This window comes from Agromyces sp. NPDC058136 (assembly GCF_042884375.1).
GTDB lineage: Bacteria > Actinomycetota > Actinomycetes > Actinomycetales > Microbacteriaceae > Agromyces.
Map to the genome: position 1 here is coordinate 402,986 of NZ_JBHVUA010000001.1, position 16,689 is coordinate 419,674.

General features: G+C 71.8%; 17 protein-coding genes, 1 tRNA gene and 1 other RNA gene. 11 read left to right on the top strand and 8 right to left on the bottom strand.

Translation table 11 applies throughout. The features are described 5' to 3' along the window. Positions 1 to 120: 120 nt before the first annotated feature. From ACFVTX_RS01840 to ACFVTX_RS01870, 7 genes are all read left to right on the top strand, one after another. On the top strand, positions 121 to 606 hold the full coding sequence (locus tag ACFVTX_RS01840; RefSeq protein WP_386897533.1) for a hypothetical protein: 486 nt from the start codon (positions 121 to 123) through the stop codon (positions 604 to 606). Positions 607 to 734: 128 nt separating this feature from the next. Further along, entirely contained in the window at positions 735 to 1,421 is a 687-nt protein-coding gene (locus ACFVTX_RS01845; protein WP_386897535.1) for a biotin transporter BioY, read from the top strand. Continuing rightward, positions 1,418 to 2,698 (top strand): long-chain fatty acid--CoA ligase, encoded by a 1,281-nt coding sequence (locus tag ACFVTX_RS01850; protein ID WP_386897537.1) that lies wholly within the window; start codon positions 1,418 to 1,420, stop codon positions 2,696 to 2,698. The genes ACFVTX_RS01845 and ACFVTX_RS01850 overlap by 4 nt, the downstream gene beginning before the upstream one ends. Then, positions 2,695 to 3,870 carry a thiolase family protein gene (locus ACFVTX_RS01855; protein WP_386897539.1) on the top strand — a complete coding sequence of 392 codons (1,176 nt, stop codon included), beginning with the start codon at positions 2,695 to 2,697 and terminating at the stop codon, positions 3,868 to 3,870. The genes ACFVTX_RS01850 and ACFVTX_RS01855 overlap by 4 nt, the downstream gene beginning before the upstream one ends. Further along, positions 3,867 to 4,547, top strand: a complete 681-nt coding sequence (locus ACFVTX_RS01860) for an energy-coupling factor ABC transporter ATP-binding protein (RefSeq protein ID WP_386897541.1) — start codon at positions 3,867 to 3,869, stop codon at positions 4,545 to 4,547. The genes ACFVTX_RS01855 and ACFVTX_RS01860 overlap by 4 nt, the downstream gene beginning before the upstream one ends. 9 nt (positions 4,548 to 4,556) lie before the next feature. Next, a complete protein-coding gene (locus tag ACFVTX_RS01865) occupies positions 4,557 to 5,150 on the top strand; it encodes an energy-coupling factor transporter transmembrane component T family protein (RefSeq protein ID WP_386897542.1) in 594 nt (197 codons plus the stop codon). 153 nt (positions 5,151 to 5,303) lie between these two features. Next, complete coding sequence (locus tag ACFVTX_RS01870; RefSeq protein WP_386897544.1) at positions 5,304 to 6,680, top strand: 8-oxoguanine deaminase; 1,377 nt, start codon at positions 5,304 to 5,306, stop codon at positions 6,678 to 6,680. Between the two features lie 83 nt (positions 6,681 to 6,763). On the opposite strand, the gene ACFVTX_RS01875 is transcribed toward ACFVTX_RS01870, so the two are convergent. Continuing rightward, a tRNA-Lys gene (locus tag ACFVTX_RS01875) sits at positions 6,764 to 6,836 on the bottom strand. A 118-nt stretch (positions 6,837 to 6,954) separates the two neighbouring features. Between ACFVTX_RS01875 and hisN the strand changes: the two genes are divergently transcribed. Together hisN and ACFVTX_RS01885 are read left to right on the top strand one after the other, a co-directional pair. Then, positions 6,955 to 7,746, top strand: a complete 792-nt coding sequence (gene hisN, locus ACFVTX_RS01880) for a histidinol-phosphatase (RefSeq protein ID WP_386897546.1) — start codon at positions 6,955 to 6,957, stop codon at positions 7,744 to 7,746. Positions 7,747 to 7,979: 233 nt separating this feature from the next. Beyond that, a complete protein-coding gene (locus ACFVTX_RS01885) occupies positions 7,980 to 8,504 on the top strand; it encodes a septum formation family protein (RefSeq protein ID WP_386897548.1) in 525 nt (174 codons plus the stop codon). 68 nt (positions 8,505 to 8,572) lie between these two features. On the opposite strand, the gene ACFVTX_RS01890 is transcribed toward ACFVTX_RS01885, so the two are convergent. After that, the gene (locus ACFVTX_RS01890; protein ID WP_386897550.1) at positions 8,573 to 9,565 is read right to left on the bottom strand and encodes a DMT family transporter; all 993 of its coding nucleotides are present in this window, start codon (positions 9,563 to 9,565) and stop codon (positions 8,573 to 8,575) included. Between the two features lie 81 nt (positions 9,566 to 9,646). On the opposite strand from ACFVTX_RS01890, the gene ACFVTX_RS01895 reads away from it, so the two are divergent. After that, positions 9,647 to 10,561, top strand: a complete 915-nt coding sequence (locus ACFVTX_RS01895; protein WP_386897552.1) for a LysR family transcriptional regulator — start codon at positions 9,647 to 9,649, stop codon at positions 10,559 to 10,561. Positions 10,562 to 10,634: 73 nt separating this feature from the next. Here ACFVTX_RS01895 and mgrA read toward each other — a convergent pair whose 3' ends face one another. Both mgrA and ssrA read right to left on the bottom strand, forming a co-directional pair. After that, positions 10,635 to 11,687, bottom strand: a complete 1,053-nt coding sequence (mgrA, locus tag ACFVTX_RS01900) for an L-glyceraldehyde 3-phosphate reductase (protein WP_386897554.1) — start codon at positions 11,685 to 11,687, stop codon at positions 10,635 to 10,637. Positions 11,688 to 12,042: 355 nt separating this feature from the next. After that, positions 12,043 to 12,411: a transfer-messenger RNA gene (gene ssrA / locus ACFVTX_RS01905) on the bottom strand. 170 nt (positions 12,412 to 12,581) lie between these two features. On the opposite strand from ssrA, the gene ACFVTX_RS01910 reads away from it, so the two are divergent. Further along, positions 12,582 to 13,244, top strand: coding sequence for an SIMPL domain-containing protein (locus ACFVTX_RS01910; protein WP_386897555.1), 663 nt, complete (start codon positions 12,582 to 12,584; stop codon positions 13,242 to 13,244). Between the two features lie 10 nt (positions 13,245 to 13,254). Here ACFVTX_RS01910 and ACFVTX_RS01915 read toward each other — a convergent pair whose 3' ends face one another. The 4 genes from ACFVTX_RS01915 to ftsE form a co-directional block, all read right to left on the bottom strand. Continuing rightward, positions 13,255 to 13,992 carry a tyrosine-protein phosphatase gene (locus ACFVTX_RS01915; RefSeq protein ID WP_386897557.1) on the bottom strand — a complete coding sequence of 246 codons (738 nt, stop codon included), beginning with the start codon at positions 13,990 to 13,992 and terminating at the stop codon, positions 13,255 to 13,257. Between the two features lie 29 nt (positions 13,993 to 14,021). After that, complete coding sequence (gene smpB / locus ACFVTX_RS01920; RefSeq protein ID WP_386897559.1) at positions 14,022 to 14,498, bottom strand: SsrA-binding protein SmpB; 477 nt, start codon at positions 14,496 to 14,498, stop codon at positions 14,022 to 14,024. Positions 14,499 to 14,580: 82 nt separating this feature from the next. Beyond that, positions 14,581 to 15,492, bottom strand: coding sequence for a permease-like cell division protein FtsX (gene ftsX, locus ACFVTX_RS01925; protein WP_386897561.1), 912 nt, complete (start codon positions 15,490 to 15,492; stop codon positions 14,581 to 14,583). After that, the gene (gene ftsE, locus ACFVTX_RS01930) at positions 15,489 to 16,595 is read right to left on the bottom strand and encodes a cell division ATP-binding protein FtsE (protein ID WP_386897563.1); all 1,107 of its coding nucleotides are present in this window, start codon (positions 16,593 to 16,595) and stop codon (positions 15,489 to 15,491) included. The genes ftsX and ftsE overlap by 4 nt, the downstream gene beginning before the upstream one ends. Positions 16,596 to 16,689: the final 94 nt, after the last annotated feature.

Genomic DNA, 16,689 nt, shown 5'->3' on the forward strand with positions numbered 1-16,689 from the left:
CACCCTCGCGCGCCGACTGCCCGGCGTGTCATTCGTATTCCGCGCCCGAGTGCCCGAAACTGGGACGAAAGACCCGAGTTGACGCAGTACCCGCTGCACCACGACCGAGAGGGGCCACCGATGTTCCGCCGCTGGCGCCGCGCACGGCTTGCCGCACAGGCATCCGCACACGCTGCCGCTCCTGCCGCCACTCCGCCGCGCCCGACCGCGGCCGACCTGCGCGGTGAACACATCTTCGAGCTCCTCAACGCTCGCCTCTCCGAGTTCATCGGCCCGGGCGGCGGCTGGTCGCTGGAGCGCCGCGCCGACGGCGACACCGACCGCATCTTCCACGCGATGCTGACCCATCAGATCGCCGCCGAGCTCACCCGCGCCATCCTCGAGGAGCGCGACTCGGTCGCGGTCGTCGTGCCCGCCGGCGAAGAGTCGATGGCGCTCGGCTGGGAGCCCGCACCGCTCGTGCTCTGGGCCGACCCGGTCGTCACCGACGTCGTCGAGGCGGCCGAGGCCGCGGTGTCCGAGACCATCGAGGTCGAGGCGTCCGAGTTCGCCGCCGTCCGCATGATCGGCCCGATGACCGAAGTCGAGACGCGCACCGCCGCCTGAGCCCGGCGAATCGGGGCCGTTCCAAAATCGACCGTGCATTCTTGTACGGCTGAGCCGACGCGGCCCTCCCCCGCCCTCCTAGCGTGAAATCACGGGCAATCCGCCCGCCACGCCTCCGAGGGGATTCGATGAGCACCGCACCCAGCAGCACCCCGTCCGCAGCGATCGCCGACGAGGCATCCGCGCCCGCGCCGAAGCGTCGCGGCACCGCGCGCGACCTCGCCCAGATCGCCGTCTTCACCGGCCTCATCGCCGCGCTGGGCCTGCCGGGCGCGCTCACGATCGGCGGCGGCGCGGTGCCGATCACGTTCCAGACGCTCGGCGTGATGCTCGCGGGCGCCATCCTCGGTGCCCGCAAGGGCTTCCTCTCGGTGGCGCTGCTGCTCGTGCTCGTCGCGGCGGGCCTGCCGCTCCTCTCGGGCGGCCGCGGCGGTCTCGGCGTGTTCGTCGGCCCGTCGGTCGGGTACCTCATCGGGTGGCTCCTCGGCGCCGCGGTGATCGGTTGGGCGACCGCCCGCCTCCTGCCGCGATACCGCATCGTGCCCGCCCTGCTGTGGACGGCGCTCGGCGGCATCGTCGCGATCTACCTCGTCGGCGTTCCGGTGTTCGCGGCGATCACGGGCACCCCGCTCGGCGTCGCGATCGCCGGTTCGGCGATCTTCCTGCCGGGCGACATCCTGAAGGTCGTCGTCACCGTGCTCGTCGCGAAGAGCGTGCACCGTGCCTGGCCCGGCCTCATCGAGCCGCGCACCTGGCCGTGGGCTCGCCGCGACGCCGCGGGCACGACCGGCGGTTCGGCGGTCGACGCCGCATGAGCGAATGGCTGCGGGGAGCGCCCGGTGCGCCCGCCCTCGCGTTCGGCGGCGACGTCGTGCGCGTGGGCGAGCTCGCCGCGGCGGTCTCCGCGGCCGCGCTTCCGCCGGGTGAGGGGCTCATCGGATGCCCTGCGGGCATGCCGCCCGCTCGGTTGATCGTCACCGTGCTCGCCGCGCTCGAACGCGGGCGCCCGGTGCTCGTCGGCGGTGACGCCGCCGACGCGGCCCGCCTCGACGGGCTGCTGCCCGCAGGCACGGCGCTCGCGCTCCGCACCTCGGGCTCCTCCGGCGGCGCGCCGACGGTGGTCGCCCGCACCGAGGCCTCGTGGCTCGCCTCGGCGGCTCCGCTCGCGGAGATCGTCGGGCTCGAGGCATCCGACCGGGTGGCCGCGACCGGCCCCCTGCACGTCTCGATGCACCTCTACGCGGCGCTGCATGCGCTGTGGGCGGGTGCGTGCGTCACCGACGAGGTGCGCGGCGCGAGCGTCGTGCATGCGACGCCGACGAGGCTCGCGCGGCTGCTCGACGATCCGAGCGATCCGCTGCGCGGGGTGCGCGCCGCGGTCGTCGCCGGCGCGGCGTCGAGCGTCGAACTCCGCTCGTCCGCGTCCGCTCGCCTCGAGCTCACCGAGTACTACGGCGCAGCCGAGCTCTCCTTCGTCGCGGTCGGCGACGGCGACGGGCTCGCCCCCTTCCCGGGCGTCGAGATCGCATTGCGCGACGCTCCGGCCGGGCGTGAACTCTGGGTGCGCTCGCCGTACCTCGCGCTCGGCGCGATCGGCGGCGGGATGCTCCGCCGCGACGCCGCGGGATTCGCGAGCGTCGGCGACCTCGCCGAGGAGCGCGCCGACGGCGGGCTCCGCATCCTCGGGCGCGGCGACGCCGCGATCACGACCGCCGGGGCCACGGTGCTCGCCGAACGCATCGAGGCCGTGCTGTGCTCGCTGCCGGGGGTCGCAGCAGCGGCCGTCGTCGGTGAGCCGCACGAGCTGCTCGGCGAGCGCGTCGCGGCGGTCGTGGAGCTCGCGGGCTCCGTCGACGTCGATGTCGACGCCGACGTCGATGTCGACGCCGCTCGAGATGAGCTCGTCTCGCAGGCGCGTGCGCTGCTCGATCCTGCCGAACTCCCCCGCCGCTGGATCTTCGCGGCCGTGCCGCGCACCGACTCGGGCAAGGTCGCCCGCGGTGCCGCGCGGGCGCTGCTCGCGACGGCCGCTGCCTCATCTTCCTCCTCTGCCTCGTCCTTCGTCCGCCCCGTCGAGAGCCCCACCGCATGAACGCCTCCCCCGTGATCGTCGCCGCGCGCCGCACCCCGATCGGCACCGCCGGCCGCGGATTCGCGGAGCACGCCGTCGACGCGCTCGCCGCGCCCGTGCTCGCCGCCGTCGCGGCCGAACTCGCACCCGCCGGACTGCCGATCGACGACGTCGTGCTCGGCAACTGCATGGGGCCGGGCGGAGATCTCGCGCGGGTGGCCTCCCTTCGCGCCGGCCTCGGACCGACGGTCCCCGGTGTCACGGTCGACCGCCAGTGCGGGTCGGGGCTCGACGCGGTGATGCAGGCCGCCTCACGCGTGCGCGCCGGCGACGCGCGGCTCGTGCTCGCGGGCGGGGCCGAGTCGGCGTCGACCGCGCCGCACCGCGTGTGGCCCGACACCGGTGAACGCTACTCGCGGGCGCCCTTCGCCCCGGCCGGCTTCGCCGACCCCGACATGGGCCCCGCTGCCGAGCACCTCGCCGCGGTGCGCGGCATCTCCCGCGAACGGCAGGACGCGTGGGCCGGACGATCGCACCGGCTCGCCCTCGCCGCACAGGCCGCCGGCCGCTTCGACGCCGAACTCGTGCCGGTCGGCGGCGTCGCCCGTGACGACCGGCCGCGGGCGATGAGCGCGGCGGTGCTCGCGCGCTTCGCGCCGGCCTTCGCGTCGGGCTCGGCCCCGGGCTCGCCCTCGGGCGCGCTCGGCGATGCCGCTGCGGCCCCCGGCACCGTCACCGCCGGCAACTCCTGCGGCTTCTCCGACGGCGCCGCCGCGATGGCCGTCACCCTTCCAGAGATCGCCCGTGAACTCGGCCTCCCCGCGCTGCGGGTGCGGGCCGTCGCGGTCGCCGCGGGCGACCCGGCCCTGCCCGGCCTCGGCGCAGCCCCGGCTGCGGCCTCGGCCCTCGCCCGTGCCGGCCTCGACGCGCGCGAACTCGGCTTCGTCGAGATCACCGAGGCGTTCGCCGCGCAGCTCCTCGCCGTGAGCGACGCCCTCGCGCTCGACGAGTCCGTCATCAACACGGAGGGCGGCGCCATCGCGCTCGGACACCCGTGGGGGGCATCCGGCGCGGTGCTGCTGGTGCGCCTCGCCGCCCGCATGCTGAGCGCCGACGACGACCGACCGGGCCTCGCCGCCTGTTCGATCGGCGGCGGCCAGGGCATCGCGATGATCGTGGAGCGCGCCGCATGAGCGAGATCGTCTTCGACCGCGTCTCGCACGACTTCGGCGCCGAACCGATCGTGCAGGAGGTGTCGCTCACCCTCGCCGAACATCGCGTCGGCGTCGTCGGCGCGAACGGTTCGGGCAAGTCGACGCTCGCGCGCATGATCAACGGCCTCGTCACCCCGAAGTCGGGCACGGTCGCCGTCGACGGCCTCGACGTCGCCCGCCGCGGCCGAGAGGTGCGCCGCCGGGTCGGGTTCGTGTTCACGAACGCCGACAACCAGATCGTGATGCCCACCGTCCGCGAGGACGTCGCCTTCACCCTGCGCCGCCACAAGCTTCCCCCCGAGGATGCCGCGGCGCGCGTCGAGGCGACCCTCGAGCGCTTCGGGCTGACGGCGCTCGCCGACCGCCCGGCGCACCGCCTCTCGGGCGGGCAGAAGCAGCTGCTCGCGCTCGCCTCGGTGCTCGTCGCCGCGCCGTCAATCGTCGTCGCCGACGAGCCGACGACCCTGCTCGATGCGCGCAACGCGCGGCTCGTGGCCGAGCACTTCGGGGGCCTCGAGCAGCAGCTCGTCGTGGTGAGCCACCAGCTCGAACTGCTCGACGGCTTCGACCGCGTGATCGTGATGGAGGGCGGCCGGGTCGTCGCCGACGACGAGCCCGCACCCGCGTTGGCCGCCTACCGGGCGCTGATCGGCTGAGGTGACCTGGTGATCGGCGTCTACCACCCGGGCGATTCGCTCGTGCATCGCGCGCCCGCGCTGCTGAAGCTCGGTCTGCTCGCGGTGTTCGTCACCGTCGTCGCGCTGCAGGGTTCGCTCGCGGCGCTCGGCGTCGCCGCCGCGGTGACGGTGCTGCTCTTCCTGCCCGCGCGGCTGCCGTTCAGGGCTGTCTGGGGGCAGATCGCGCCCATCCTCTGGATCCTCGCGTTCGCGGTGCCCGTGCAGTGGCTCTTCGCCGGCTGGGAGGCCGCTGCGACGATGGCGGTACGCCTGCTCATCGCGGTCGCCCTCGCGGCGCTCTACACGCTCACGACGCCCGTCACCGAGACGCTCGACGCGATGCAGACGCTGCTGCGTCCGTTCCGCCGCTGGATCGACGCCGACCGCGTCGGCCTCGCCCTCGCCCTCGCGATCCGCTGCGTGCCCCTCCTCGCCGACATCGTGCGCGAGGTGATGGAGGCCCGCAAGGCGCGCGGCGCAGAGGGCTCGGTCGTCGCCCTCGCCGTGCCGGTGATCGTACGCGCCCTGCAGACCGCCGATCACCTCGGCGAGGCGCTCATCGCCCGCGGCTTCGACGACTGAACCACCCTCACTGATTCTCGCGCTGAGGAAAACTCCTTCCGAACTCTTGCGTTTCGCGATGACGCGCCACTAGAGTCCATGCTCACCACCCTGGATCAGCAGACAGGGCATAACTGAGCTGACATCTCCCATCCCCGAACGGAAGGAATGTCAGTGAAGACGCTCCCCGAATCCCTCTGGATCAAGAACCCGCAGGCCATCCTGGCCGACGGCGACGCCGGTGGCGGCCTCGTCGTCCGCGACGGGGTGATCGCCGAGCTCGTGCCCTCGGGCCAGGCGCCGGTCACCGCCTACGACACGGTGTTCGACGCGCACGACCACGTCGTCATCCCGGGCCTGATCAACACGCACCACCACTTCTACCAGACGCTCACGCGGGCCTGGGGGCCGGCCGCCGACGCCGAGCTGTTCCCCTGGTTGCAGAACCTCTACCCGCTCTGGGCGAGGCTGACCCCCGAGGCGCTCGACGCCGCCGTGCGGGTCGCGCTCGCGGAACTGCTGCTCTCGGGCTGCACGACGGCCGCCGACCACCACTACGTCTTCCCCGCCGGGCTCGACGAGGCGATCGACATCGAGGTCGCCGCGGTGCGCGACTTCGGCATGCGGGCGACCCTGACCCGCGGCTCGATGACCCTCGGCGAAGACGACGGCGGACTTCCGCCGCAGTCGACCGTGCAGTCGCTCGACGTCGTGCTCGCCGACAGCGAGCGACTCATCGAGACCTACCACGAGCGCGGCGACGGCGCCGTGATCCAGATCGCCCTCGCCCCCTGCTCACCGTTCTCGGTGACGCGCGAGGCGATGCAGGAGAGCGCGCTGCTCGCGGCGCGCCACGGCGTGCGCCTGCACACCCACCTCGCGGAGACCCTGGACGAGGAGGAGTTCTGCCTCGACCGCTTCGGCCTCCGCCCGCTCGACTACCTCGAGAGCGTCGGATGGCTCGGGCCGCAGACCTGGCTCGGACACGGCATCCACTTCACCGACGCGGAGATCGCGCAGCTCGGCGCAGCCGGCACCGCCGTCGCCCACTGCGCGACGTCGAACATGCGGCTGGCCTCGGGCATCGCCCGGGTGCTCGAACTCGAGGCGGCCGGGGTGCCCGTCGGACTCGGCGTCGACGGATCGGCGTCGAACGACGGCTCGAACATGATCCTCGAGGCGCGGCAGGCGCTCTACCTGCAGCGACTCCGCTACGGCGCCGACGTCCCCGTGCGCCGCGCCCTCGGCTGGGCCACCGCCGGGTCGGCGGGCGTCCTCGGCCGTTCCGACATCGGCACGATCCGAGTCGGCGCGCAGGCCGACCTGGCCTGCTTCACGACCAACGCACTGCGGTTCTCGGGCAGCCACGATCCGCTCGCGGCACTGCTGCTCTGCGGCGCCGACCGCGCCGACCACGTCATGGTCGGCGGGCGTTGGCGCGTCGTCGACGGGGCGATCGAGGGCGGCCTCGACCTCGACGAGCTCATCGCCCGGCACACGAGATCCGCCAAGGAGCTCGTCGGAGGGAGCCCCATCCGACAGTTCGCGTGATACCCGGCACCACCTGACCCCGGGCATTGCGACCCCGGGAAATGAAAAAGCCCCGATCCTGGCGAGAGGATCGGGGCTTTCGGTGCACCCCCAGGGACTTGAACCCTGAACCCACTGATTAAGAGTCAGTTGCTCTGCCGATTGAGCTAGAGGTGCGTGATTCTCGGCTGTTTTTCACAACCCGAACCGAGCGACAACGTTACCAGCCATTCGAGCGTTGCGCCAATCGAGTCTCTCACGGCGTGTCGGCGAGCGCCAGAGATAGCCTGTTCCGGTGACCGCCTACGCCGATGATCTCGCCCTCGCCCTCGAACTCGCCGACCTCGCCGACACCGTCGCACTGGCCCGCTTCCGCGCCGCCGACCTCACGGTGTCGACGAAGCCCGACCGCACCTTCGTGACCGAGGCCGACCTCGCCGTCGAGCGGGCGATCCGCGAGCGGCTCGCCGAGGCCCGCCCCGCCGACGGCATCCTCGGCGAGGAGTTCGGCACGGAGGGCGACGCGACCCGCCAGTGGATCATCGACCCGATCGACGGCACCTCGAACTTCATGCGCGGCGTGCCTGTCTGGGGCGCGCTCATCTCGCTCGCGGTCGACGGCGTGCCGGTCGTCGGCGTCGCCTCCGCGCCCGCGCTCGGCCGGCGCTGGTGGGCTGCCACGGGTGGCGGTGCATTCACCACGGATGCCCCGGGCGCTGCGCCGCGCTCGATCTCCGTGTCATCCGTGGCCGAACTCGGCGATGCCTCGCTGAGCTTCCAGAGCATCGCCCAGTGGCGCGAGGCGGGCCGTCTCGACGCGCTGCTGGGCCTCGCCGAGCAGGTGTGGCGCGATCGCGCCTACGGCGACCTGTGGTCGTACATGCTGCTCGCCGAGGGGCTTCTCGACATCACGGCCGAGTTCGACGTGAAGCCGTACGACCTCGCCGCGCTCGTCCCGATCGTCGAGGAGGCGGGCGGCCGGTTCACCTCGATCTCGGGCGAGCCGGGGCCATGGCACGGCGACGCGCTCGCGACGAACGGCGTGCTGCACGACGCGGTGCTCGCCGCGGTCGCCGAGCGGGCCTGACCGGGGTGCAGCTCTGCATCTTCACCGAGCCGCAGCAGGGTGCAGGCTACGACGAAGCGAATGCCGCGTGTCGGTGCCGCTCGAGTGTCGGTGCCGATCGATAGGCTGACCGCGATCCCCTCGCTGACCGGGCACTGACCGCCCGCGATCGTCAGCGCCCGGCGGCCCGCTCGGTGCCCACGGGACGCTGCGGATCAGACCCGAATCGACCCGAACGACCGAAAGGCCAACACGTGAACTCAACCTCGCGCCGCGCGCTCACCCGCATCGCCGTCGCCATCACCGCGATCGCCGTCGCCGTCCCCCTCACGGGCTGCAGCATCGTCCGCGACGTCCTCGGCGCTCCCGCGCCCCAGCCCGAGCGCGACGAGACCACTCAAGAGATCGTGTCGGAGGGCGACGCCGACGTGTTCGCGATCCGCGTCGGCGACTGCATGAACGAGGCGAGCGCCGAGACCGTCAGCGCGGTGCCGGTCGTGCCGTGCGACGCCCCCCACGACGAAGAGGTGTTCTACGACTTCACCCTCACGGGCGACGAGTTCCCGGGCGAAGAGGCCGTGCAGACCCAGGCCAACGAGGGCTGCCTCGCGCAGTTCGAGGCCTTCGTGGGGGTCGCCTACGAGTCGTCGACGCTCGACTTCTACCCCTACAGCCCGACGGCCGAGGGCTGGGATGCGATCGGCGACCGCACCGTCTCGTGCATGATCTACGACCCGGCCGGGCAGGTCACGGGCACGCTCGCGGGCGCAGCCCGCTGATCGGCCGATGATGCCGCGTGGTCGACCGAGGGTCGGCCACGCGGCATCCTCGTCTCATCGGCGCCCGGTCACGACCGCGGTCGCGAGGCGCGGCGGCTCAGGGCGACTCCGATGAGGCAGAGCGCGCCGCCCACCATGCCGAGCACGGTCGGCAGCTCTCCGAGCAGGGCCCAGCTGAGCAGCACGACGATGGCCGGCACCGCAAGGGTCGCCGAGGCGGTGACGCCGGCGGGGCTCCGTTTCAGCACGTACGCCCACAGTAGGAACGCGATCGCCGACGGGAAGACACCGAGGTACACCATCGCCCAGACCGCGGGTGCCGGCGCCGTGCCGACCTCGACGACGGTCTGCGGCAGGAACGGCAGCAGCACGAGCGCCCCGACGGCGCACCCCACCCAGGTGGCGCTCAAGGCGTCCGCGTCGCGGAGCGCGACCTTCTGCACGAGCACGCCGAGCGCGTAGAGCACGGCGGCGAGCATCCCGAGCACGATCCCGAGCCCGTCGGCGTGCGCACCCACTCCGCCGGTCGCGATGATCACGACCCCGGCGAGCGCGATGAGCAGGCCGACGACGAGCGGACGCGGGAACCCCTCCTTGAGGAACACGCCCGCCGCGATTGCAACGAGGAGCGGTGCGATGTTCACGAGCATCGCGGCGGTGCCGGCGTCGAGGTGCCGCTCCGCGAGGTTCAGCACGAGGGTGTAGCCGGCGAACCAGAGCACGCCGTAGACGGCCACGAGCGCGAGCGTGCGGCCGCGCGGCAGCGGAGGCCGCCGGATGACCGCGACGGCGACGAGGGCCGCGGTGCCGACGAGCTGGCGCCCGAGGGCGAGGGGGCCGGGCGAGATCGCGTCTCCGACGAAGCGGATCGCGATGAAGGCCGACGCCCACAGCACGAGGACGACGAGCATCGCGGTGAGCACCTTCCAGCGCGCCGCCGGCTCGGCGACGGCGGCGGGCGCGGCGGCCGGAAGCGGGCGCCCGGCGGCGCGGTCGGGGATCGGGATCGGGGTCGGGTTCGGGTTCGGCATCGTGTCGGGATCGCGGGCGGTGCGTGGCATCCTCTCAGCCTGACGGCACCCTCACGACAGCACAAGTGAACGATACTTGGCTTCTCTTCAGTAGAACTGTACGATCGAGCCGTGGTCGACCCGCATCGCCTCCAGATCTTCCGTGCCGTCGTGCAGACCGGCTCGATCAACGGCGCCGCCGAACGACTCGGCTACACGGCCTCCGCGGTGAGCCAGCACGTCAGCGCCCTGCAGCGCGAAACCGGCCTCACACTGCTCGAGCGGCGCGGGCGCGGCATCGCCCCGACGTCGGCAGGCATCGCCGTCGCCGATCGCGCCGGCCGGGTGCTCGACCACCTGGCCGACTTCGACGGCGCACTCGACGACCTTCGCGCGGGCCGCAGCGGCACGCTCCGCATCAGCTCGTTCATGTCGGCCAATCGCGCCTGGCTTCCGGCGATCGTCGCCGAACTGACGCACGAGTTCCCGCTGCTCCGCCTCGAGCTCAGCATGATCGAACGACGCGGGCAGCTCTCCGGCGACCCCGACCTCGAGCTCTACGTGGCCGAGTCGGTGCGCGGCGACCGCGACCCCGCCGTCGCCGACGGCTCGCCCGACGGCTACGACCTCGACGAGCTCCGCACCGAGGGCTACGTCGTCGTCATGCCCGACGGGCACCGGCTCGCCGACCGGCCGTCAGTCGGGCTCGCCGAGCTCGCCGACGAGCGGTGGATCGACAACGACGACAGCCACGGGACCTGCCGCGAGATCATCGTCTCGGCCTGCGCCGGGCTCGGCTTCGCCCCGCGGTTCCGCCTGCACGCCCCCGACTACACGAGCGCATTCGACTACGTCGCGCACGGCGTCGGCATCACGGTGCTTCCGAGGCTCGGGGCGATCGACCTGCCCGCGGGAGTGGTGATGCGGCCGATCGCCGACGAGGCCGCCCGCCGGCGCATCATGCTGCGCGTGAAACGGTCGATGCGCACCCACCCTGCGGTCGAACTCGCCGCCAGGCGCCTCCGAGCGGTCGCCGCGGGCGGCTGACGAGCGTCACGCGCCACGCAGCGGCTGGTTCGCCCGGAGGCGACCGTTCATCGGGCCTCGGGCACGCGCCCGCTCAGGGCCGCAGCACCGGCAGCGGGCCGCCGCCGCGGGCATCCGCCCACAGGTCGACGCCCGCGTCGCCCGCGAACCGGTCGATCTCGGCGAGCTCCTCGGCGGTGAAGTTGAGGCGGTCGAGTGCGGCGACGTTCTCCTCCAGCTGCGCGACGCTCGAGGCGCCGATCACGAGGCTCGTGACGCGCTCGTCGCGCAGCGCCCACGCGAGCGCGAGCTGCGCGAGCGACTGGCCGCGCCGTTCGGCGATCGCCGCGAGCCCGCGGAGCCGTTCGAGCGTCTCCTCCGAGAGCATGTCTCGGCCGAGCGAGCCCTCGCCCGCCGCGCGCGACCCCTCAGGGATCCCGCCGAGGTACTTGCCGGTGAGCAGGCCCTGGGCGAGCGCGGTGAAACCGATCACGCCGTAGCCGTCGTCGCCGGCAGCGTCGAGCAGCCCGTCGGTCTCGATCCAGCGGTTGAGCATCGAGTACGAGGGCTGGTGGATCGTGAGGGGCGTGCCGCGCTCGGCGAGCAGCCGGGCGAGCTCGCGGGAGGCCTCCGCCCCGTACGAGGAGATGCCGACGTAGAGCGCCTTGCCCGAGCGCACGATGTGGTCGAGCGCGGCGGCGGTCTCGTCGAGCGGGGTACCCGGGTCGGGTCGGTGCGAGTAGAAGATGTCGACGTAGTCGAGGCCGAGACGTTCGAGCGAGCGGTCGAGGCTCGAAATGAGGTACTTGCGGCTCGCGCCGGCCCCGTACGGGCCGGGCCACATGTCCCAGCCGGCCTTCGTCGACACGACGATCTCGTCGCGGTACGGGGCGAGGTCGCTCGCGAGCAGGCGGCCGAAGTTCGCCTCGGAGGCGCCGTACGGCGGCCCGTAGTTGTTCGCCAGGTCGAAGTGGGTGATGCCGAGGTCGAACGCGCGACGCACGATCGCGCGCTGCGCGTCGAGGGGCCGGTCGTCGCCGAAGTTCTGCCAGAGACCCAGCGAGAGCAGCGGCAGCTGCAGCCCCGATCGGCCGGTGCGGCGGTAGGTCATGCGGTCGTAGCGGGCGGCGTCGGCGAGGTAGGGCATGCGCCCCATGTTAACGACGCGATCGGATGCCTCGGCCGCGCCTCGACACGGTGGCGATGTGACGCGCTCGAATTCACCCGTGCGGCCATTCCCGAGCGGTACTCGGTGCTGGCAGGATCGTCAACCATCGCGGCGCACCCCCGAGCGACGCGAAGGCCCGACGAAGGATCCGATGATGGACGACCAGAACAGCCAGTGGTACTGCCCCGACGGCGACTGCGACTACTGCGGCGGAGCGTTCACGGACTGAGGCACGGGCACGGACTGAGGCGCGGGCACTCGGACGCGGCGCGCTCCAGCGCAGCCCGAGTGGGCTCGGTGCTCGAGGCTCCGCAGCGTGCGACAACGACCTTCTGGGTGGAGATGGGGGGAATTGAACCCCCGTCCATCGCTGAGTTTCCACGCCTTCTCCGGGCGCATCCTGTGAAGGCGTTCTACTCGGCCCCGACCTTTGCCACAGGCACCTAGGTCGACGGGCCCAGCCTGAAAAAGTCCCGCACGTCGCTCAGGCGACGACGCGCAGCAAGTTCCCTAGATGACGCCAGCGACCGGGGCGGGAACACCCCCGGGCTGACGGACTATCGGGCTCGCTTAGGCAGCGAGGGCGAAGTCAGACTGCTTCTTATTGGCAGTTATTGTTTTGCAGAGATCGTTTACGAGATAACCCTGCATCCTCGGCCCGCTTCTCGTGGGTACGCAGACGATGTCGAAACCGATCATCCCCATGGTGACGTCGAACGAATTCGACGGGCCGTTGTCGCACGCTGTGGAGTTCTCAAGATCGGGACGAACCCGATTCACGGCGAGCATTCACCTGTCGATGACTGCCCGGCCCTACAGTCTAGAACAGGCGCGTCCGCTCCGCCATTCCCGAGCGGGCATCTGGAGGAATCTGTGGCAACCGTCATCGCCGTGCGCGGCACCGCCGAAGAACGCATCGAGCCCGAACTCGGCGCCGTCGCCGTCACCGTGGGCACCTCGGCCCCCGATCGCGACACCGCGCTCGCCCGCACCACCGAGGCGCGCGAGCGACTCATCGCCGAGGTGCGCGCACTCGAAGGGGCGGGTGCCCTCGACACCTGGTCGGCCGGGCAGCTCCGGGTCTGGTCGCACCGCCCGTGGAACAACGAGGGCAAGCAGCTGCCCCTCGTGCACCAGACGAGCGCCGAGGTCGAGGTCGTCTTCACCGACCTCGAGCGGCTCGGCGAGTGGGTGAGCGGCGCGAGCGTCGCCGAGCACCTCGCGATCGGCGGCATCGATTGGCGCCTCACGGATGCCACGCGCCGACGCGTGCAGGAGCTCGCCCAGCGGAACGCCGTCGCCGACGCCGTCGAGAAGGCGCGCGTCTACGCCTCCGCACTCGGGCTCGGCACGCCGGTGCCCGTCGAACTCGCCGACACCGGCCTGCTCGCCGCACACCCGGCGCCGCAGCCCCGCGGCGCACGGATGTTCGCGATGGCGGCGTCCTCCGACATGGCGGGCGGCGGCTCGGGTGCCGAGTTCGCACCCGCGAAGCTCGTGATCGAAGCGTCCGTCGAGGCCCGATTCGAGGCCTGATCGCGACCGCTCAGCGCACCTCGACGAGGAGCGTCTCGAGCGCCGCGAGATCGGCGAGGTCGAGGCCCGAGGCGAGCAGGTACTCGCGCGTCGACCCGTGCGCCCGCTCGACCGAGTCGAGCACGCCCTCGATCGCCTCGCGCGGGCTGCCGCCCATGAGCGTGCGCAGCTCGGGGGTGTCGGGCACGCCGTAGCGGCCGATCAGCTCGACCATCTCCTCCAGCCACTCGCCCGCGAGGTTCGCCTCGGTGCGCGCGTAGTCGTCGACGACCGACTCGCGGTCGACGCCGACGGCCATGAGCGCGAGCGCGACGACCACGCCCGTGCGGTCCTTGCCGGCGGTGCAGTGCACGATCACCGATCGCTCCCCCGCGCTCGAGATCTCTCGGAGCGCGTCGACGACGACGCTCGCGTGCTGGGTGACGATGCGCTCGTAGAGCGCTTCGAGCGAGATGCCGGCCATGCCCTGCGATGCGCCCGAACCCTCGAACACCGGGAGCCGGAGCACCTCGACCTCGAGCCCGTCGAGATCGTCGGGCATGCGCTGCGCCTCGTTCTCGTCGCGCAGGTCGATGACGATGCCGACCCCGAGCTCGCGGAGCTCGGCCTTGCCCGCGTCGCCGAGGCGGTGCAGGCCGTCGGAGCGGAACAGCACGCCCTCGCGTACGACGCCGTTGCGTGCCGGCAGCCCGCCGACGTCGCGGAAGTTGAAGGTACCGGGAACGGGGATGCGCATCGAGGTCTTCATCGAGGCCGAGCCTACCCCGCGGAACCTGCCTATTCGCCGAGGTTCTTGCGGCTCGAGATCGCCCGGTCGGCCTCGCGCTTGTCCTGGCGCTCGCGCAGCGCCTGGCGCTTGTCGTACTCGCGCTTGCCCTTCGCGACCGCGAGCTCGACCTTCGCACGGCCGTCCTTGAAGTACAGCGACAGCGGGACGAGCGTGTAGCCGCCCTCCTTCGTCTTGTGGCTGATCTTCACGATCTCCTGCTTGTGCAGCAGGAGCTTGCGCTTGCGGCGCGGCGCGTGGTTGTTCCACGTGCCCTCGGTGTACTCGGGGATGTGCACCGCGTCGAGCCACAGCTCGCCGCCATCGACGAAGGCGTACCCGTCGACGAGCGACGCACGGCCCTGCCGCAGCGACTTCACCTCGGTGCCAGAGAGCACGATGCCCGCCTCGTAGGTGTCCTCGATCGTGTAGTCGTGGCGCGCCTTGCGGTTGGTCGCCACCACCTTCTGACCGCTTTCCCTGGGCACGGCGGGCTCCTTCGTTTGAATCACGTCGCCCCGGGGCATCCGAGGCAGCCGTTCAGTCTAGCCGGTTCGCGACCGGCGAGCGTCAGACCTTCAGGTAGCGGGTGATCGCGATGCCCGCGGAGGCCGCCGCGAGCAGCACGCCGACGAGCACGAGCAACGGCACCACGAGCAGGGCGTCGGCGAGGCTCACGAAGGTGAACGACAGGTTCTGCGCGAGATACCCCTGAACGAAGAAGTGCACGATCGCGACGACCGCCCCACCCGCGAGGAGCGAACCGATGAGCCCCGCGAAGACGCCCTCGAGCACGAACGGCGTCTGGATGAACCGGTTCGACGCACCGACGAGCCGCATGATGCCGAGTTCGCGTCGCCGCGAGAACGCCGACAGCCTGATGGTCGTCGCGATGAGCAGGGCCGCCGCGATGAGCATCACGACCGCGACCGCGATCGCCGTGTAGCTCGCCGTGTTCAGCGCGTCGAAGATGGGGTCGAGGTAGCGACGCTGGTCGACGACCTGCTCGACGCCCTCCTTGCCCGCGAGGCTCTCGACGATGACGTCGGACTGCGAGGGGTCGACGAGGTTCACCCAGAAGGTCTCGGGCAGCACGTCGGGCGTCACGTAGTCGGCCGACGGGGTGCCCTCGAACTGCTTCTGGAAGTTCTCGTACGCCTGCTCGTGGTCTTCGAAGTAGAACTCGTCGATGAACGGCGAGAGCGTGTCGCTCTCGAGCTGCGCCTCGACCGCCGCCTTCTGCTCCTCGGTCGCCTCGCCGCCGACGCAGGTGCCCGCGGTCGACATGGCGGTGCAGAGGTACACGGCGACCTGGGCGCGGTCGTACCAGAAGCCCTTCATCTGCGCGATCTGCAGCTGCAGCAGCGCCGCCGTGCCGACGAAGGTGAGCGAGATGAACGTGACGAGCACGACCGACACCACCATCGAGGCGTTGCGACGCAGGCCGTTGGCCGCCTCGCCGAGCACGAGACCGAGCCTCATTTCGTCGGCCCCACTTCCTGGTCGTCATCGCCTTCCCGGGGGCCCCCCGGTGCCCTGAGGCCGAGTCGTTCGGCAAGGGTCAGATGCTCGGATGCCGCGGGCTTGGCGCCGGTCTTCGGTGCGAGCTTCTCGGGGTCGACCTCGATCGCCCCCGTCGCGGCCTTCGTGATTTCGGCGGCGGCATCGGTGACCTCGTCGGTCGCCTCGGGCTCGACGTAGAGCGGCTCGGCGTCGCGCATGATCTCCTGCGTGACCTTCGGGGCGACGGGGATCGTGGCGCTCATGGTGCCCGCGGCCGCCGCGACGCCCGCCGCTGCGGGCTCGTCGCGCTCCGTGGCATCCGGTGCGGTGCTCGCTGCGCCGTCGCCCTCGGCGACGTCGCCCGCCGCCTCGGGAACGTAGTCGACGTCGCGGACCGTCTGACCGTCGTAGCCGGCGCTGCGCTCGTCGCGCACGATGTCGCCCGCCGAGAGCTCGATGACGCGGCGGCGCATCTGGTCGACGATGCCCGCCTCGTGGGTGGCCATGACGACGGTCGTGCCGCCCGCGTTGATGCGCTCGAGGAGGGTCATGATGCCGGCGCTCGTGACCGGGTCGAGGTTGCCGGTGGGCTCGTCGGCGAGGAGGATCTGCGGCTTGTTGACGATGGCGCGCGCGATCGCGACGCGCTGCTGCTCACCGCCCGAGAGCTCGTGCGGCATGCGCTTCGCCTTGCCGTCGAGGCCCACGAGCTTCAGCGTCTCGGGAACCGCCGACTGGATGAATCCCCGCGACTTGCCGATGACCCGCAGCGTGAACGCGACGTTCTCGAAGACGGACTTGTTCGGGAGGAGCCGGAAGTCCTGGAAGACGACGCCGAGGTCGCGCCGGAAGTACGGCACCTTGCGCGTCGAGATCTTGCCCAGGTCCTGGCCGAGCACGTGGATCCGCCCCTTGGTCGGCTTCTCCTCCTTGAGGATCAGCCGGAGGAAGCTCGACTTGCCCGAGCCCGAGGCGCCCACGAGGAACACGAACTCGCCGCGCAGGATCTCGACCCCGATGTCGTTCAGGGCCGGCCTGGACTGGCCGGAGTAGGACTTGGTGACGGAGTCGAAGCGGATCATCGTGATCGAGCCTAAGCAGCAACCGCCGGATTCGGTGCAGCGACACCGGATTTCGAGGCACTGCGAACGGGCGGTCACCCGCATGGAAATCGAA

Bases quoted from the DNA above. Each gene is read 5' to 3' on its own strand.
- ACFVTX_RS01840 (WP_386897533.1), top strand. From the start codon at position 121: ATGTTCCGCCGCTGGCGCCGCGCACGGCTTGCCGCACAGGCATCCGCA.
- ACFVTX_RS01845 (WP_386897535.1), top strand. From the start codon at position 735: ATGAGCACCGCACCCAGCAGCACCCCGTCCGCAGCGATCGCCGACGAG.
- ACFVTX_RS01850 (WP_386897537.1), top strand. From the start codon at position 1,418: ATGAGCGAATGGCTGCGGGGAGCGCCCGGTGCGCCCGCCCTCGCGTTC.
- ACFVTX_RS01855 (WP_386897539.1), top strand. From the start codon at position 2,695: ATGAACGCCTCCCCCGTGATCGTCGCCGCGCGCCGCACCCCGATCGGC.
- ACFVTX_RS01860 (WP_386897541.1), top strand. From the start codon at position 3,867: ATGAGCGAGATCGTCTTCGACCGCGTCTCGCACGACTTCGGCGCCGAA.
- ACFVTX_RS01890 (WP_386897550.1), bottom strand. From the start codon at position 9,565: ATGCCACGCACCGCCCGCGATCCCGACACGATGCCGAACCCGAACCCG.
- mgrA (WP_386897554.1), bottom strand. From the start codon at position 11,687: ATGCCCTACCTCGCCGACGCCGCCCGCTACGACCGCATGACCTACCGC.
- ACFVTX_RS01915 (WP_386897557.1), bottom strand. From the start codon at position 13,992: ATGAAGACCTCGATGCGCATCCCCGTTCCCGGTACCTTCAACTTCCGC.
- ftsX (WP_386897561.1), bottom strand. From the start codon at position 15,492: ATGAGGCTCGGTCTCGTGCTCGGCGAGGCGGCCAACGGCCTGCGTCGC.
- ftsE (WP_386897563.1), bottom strand. From the start codon at position 16,595: ATGATCCGCTTCGACTCCGTCACCAAGTCCTACTCCGGCCAGTCCAGG.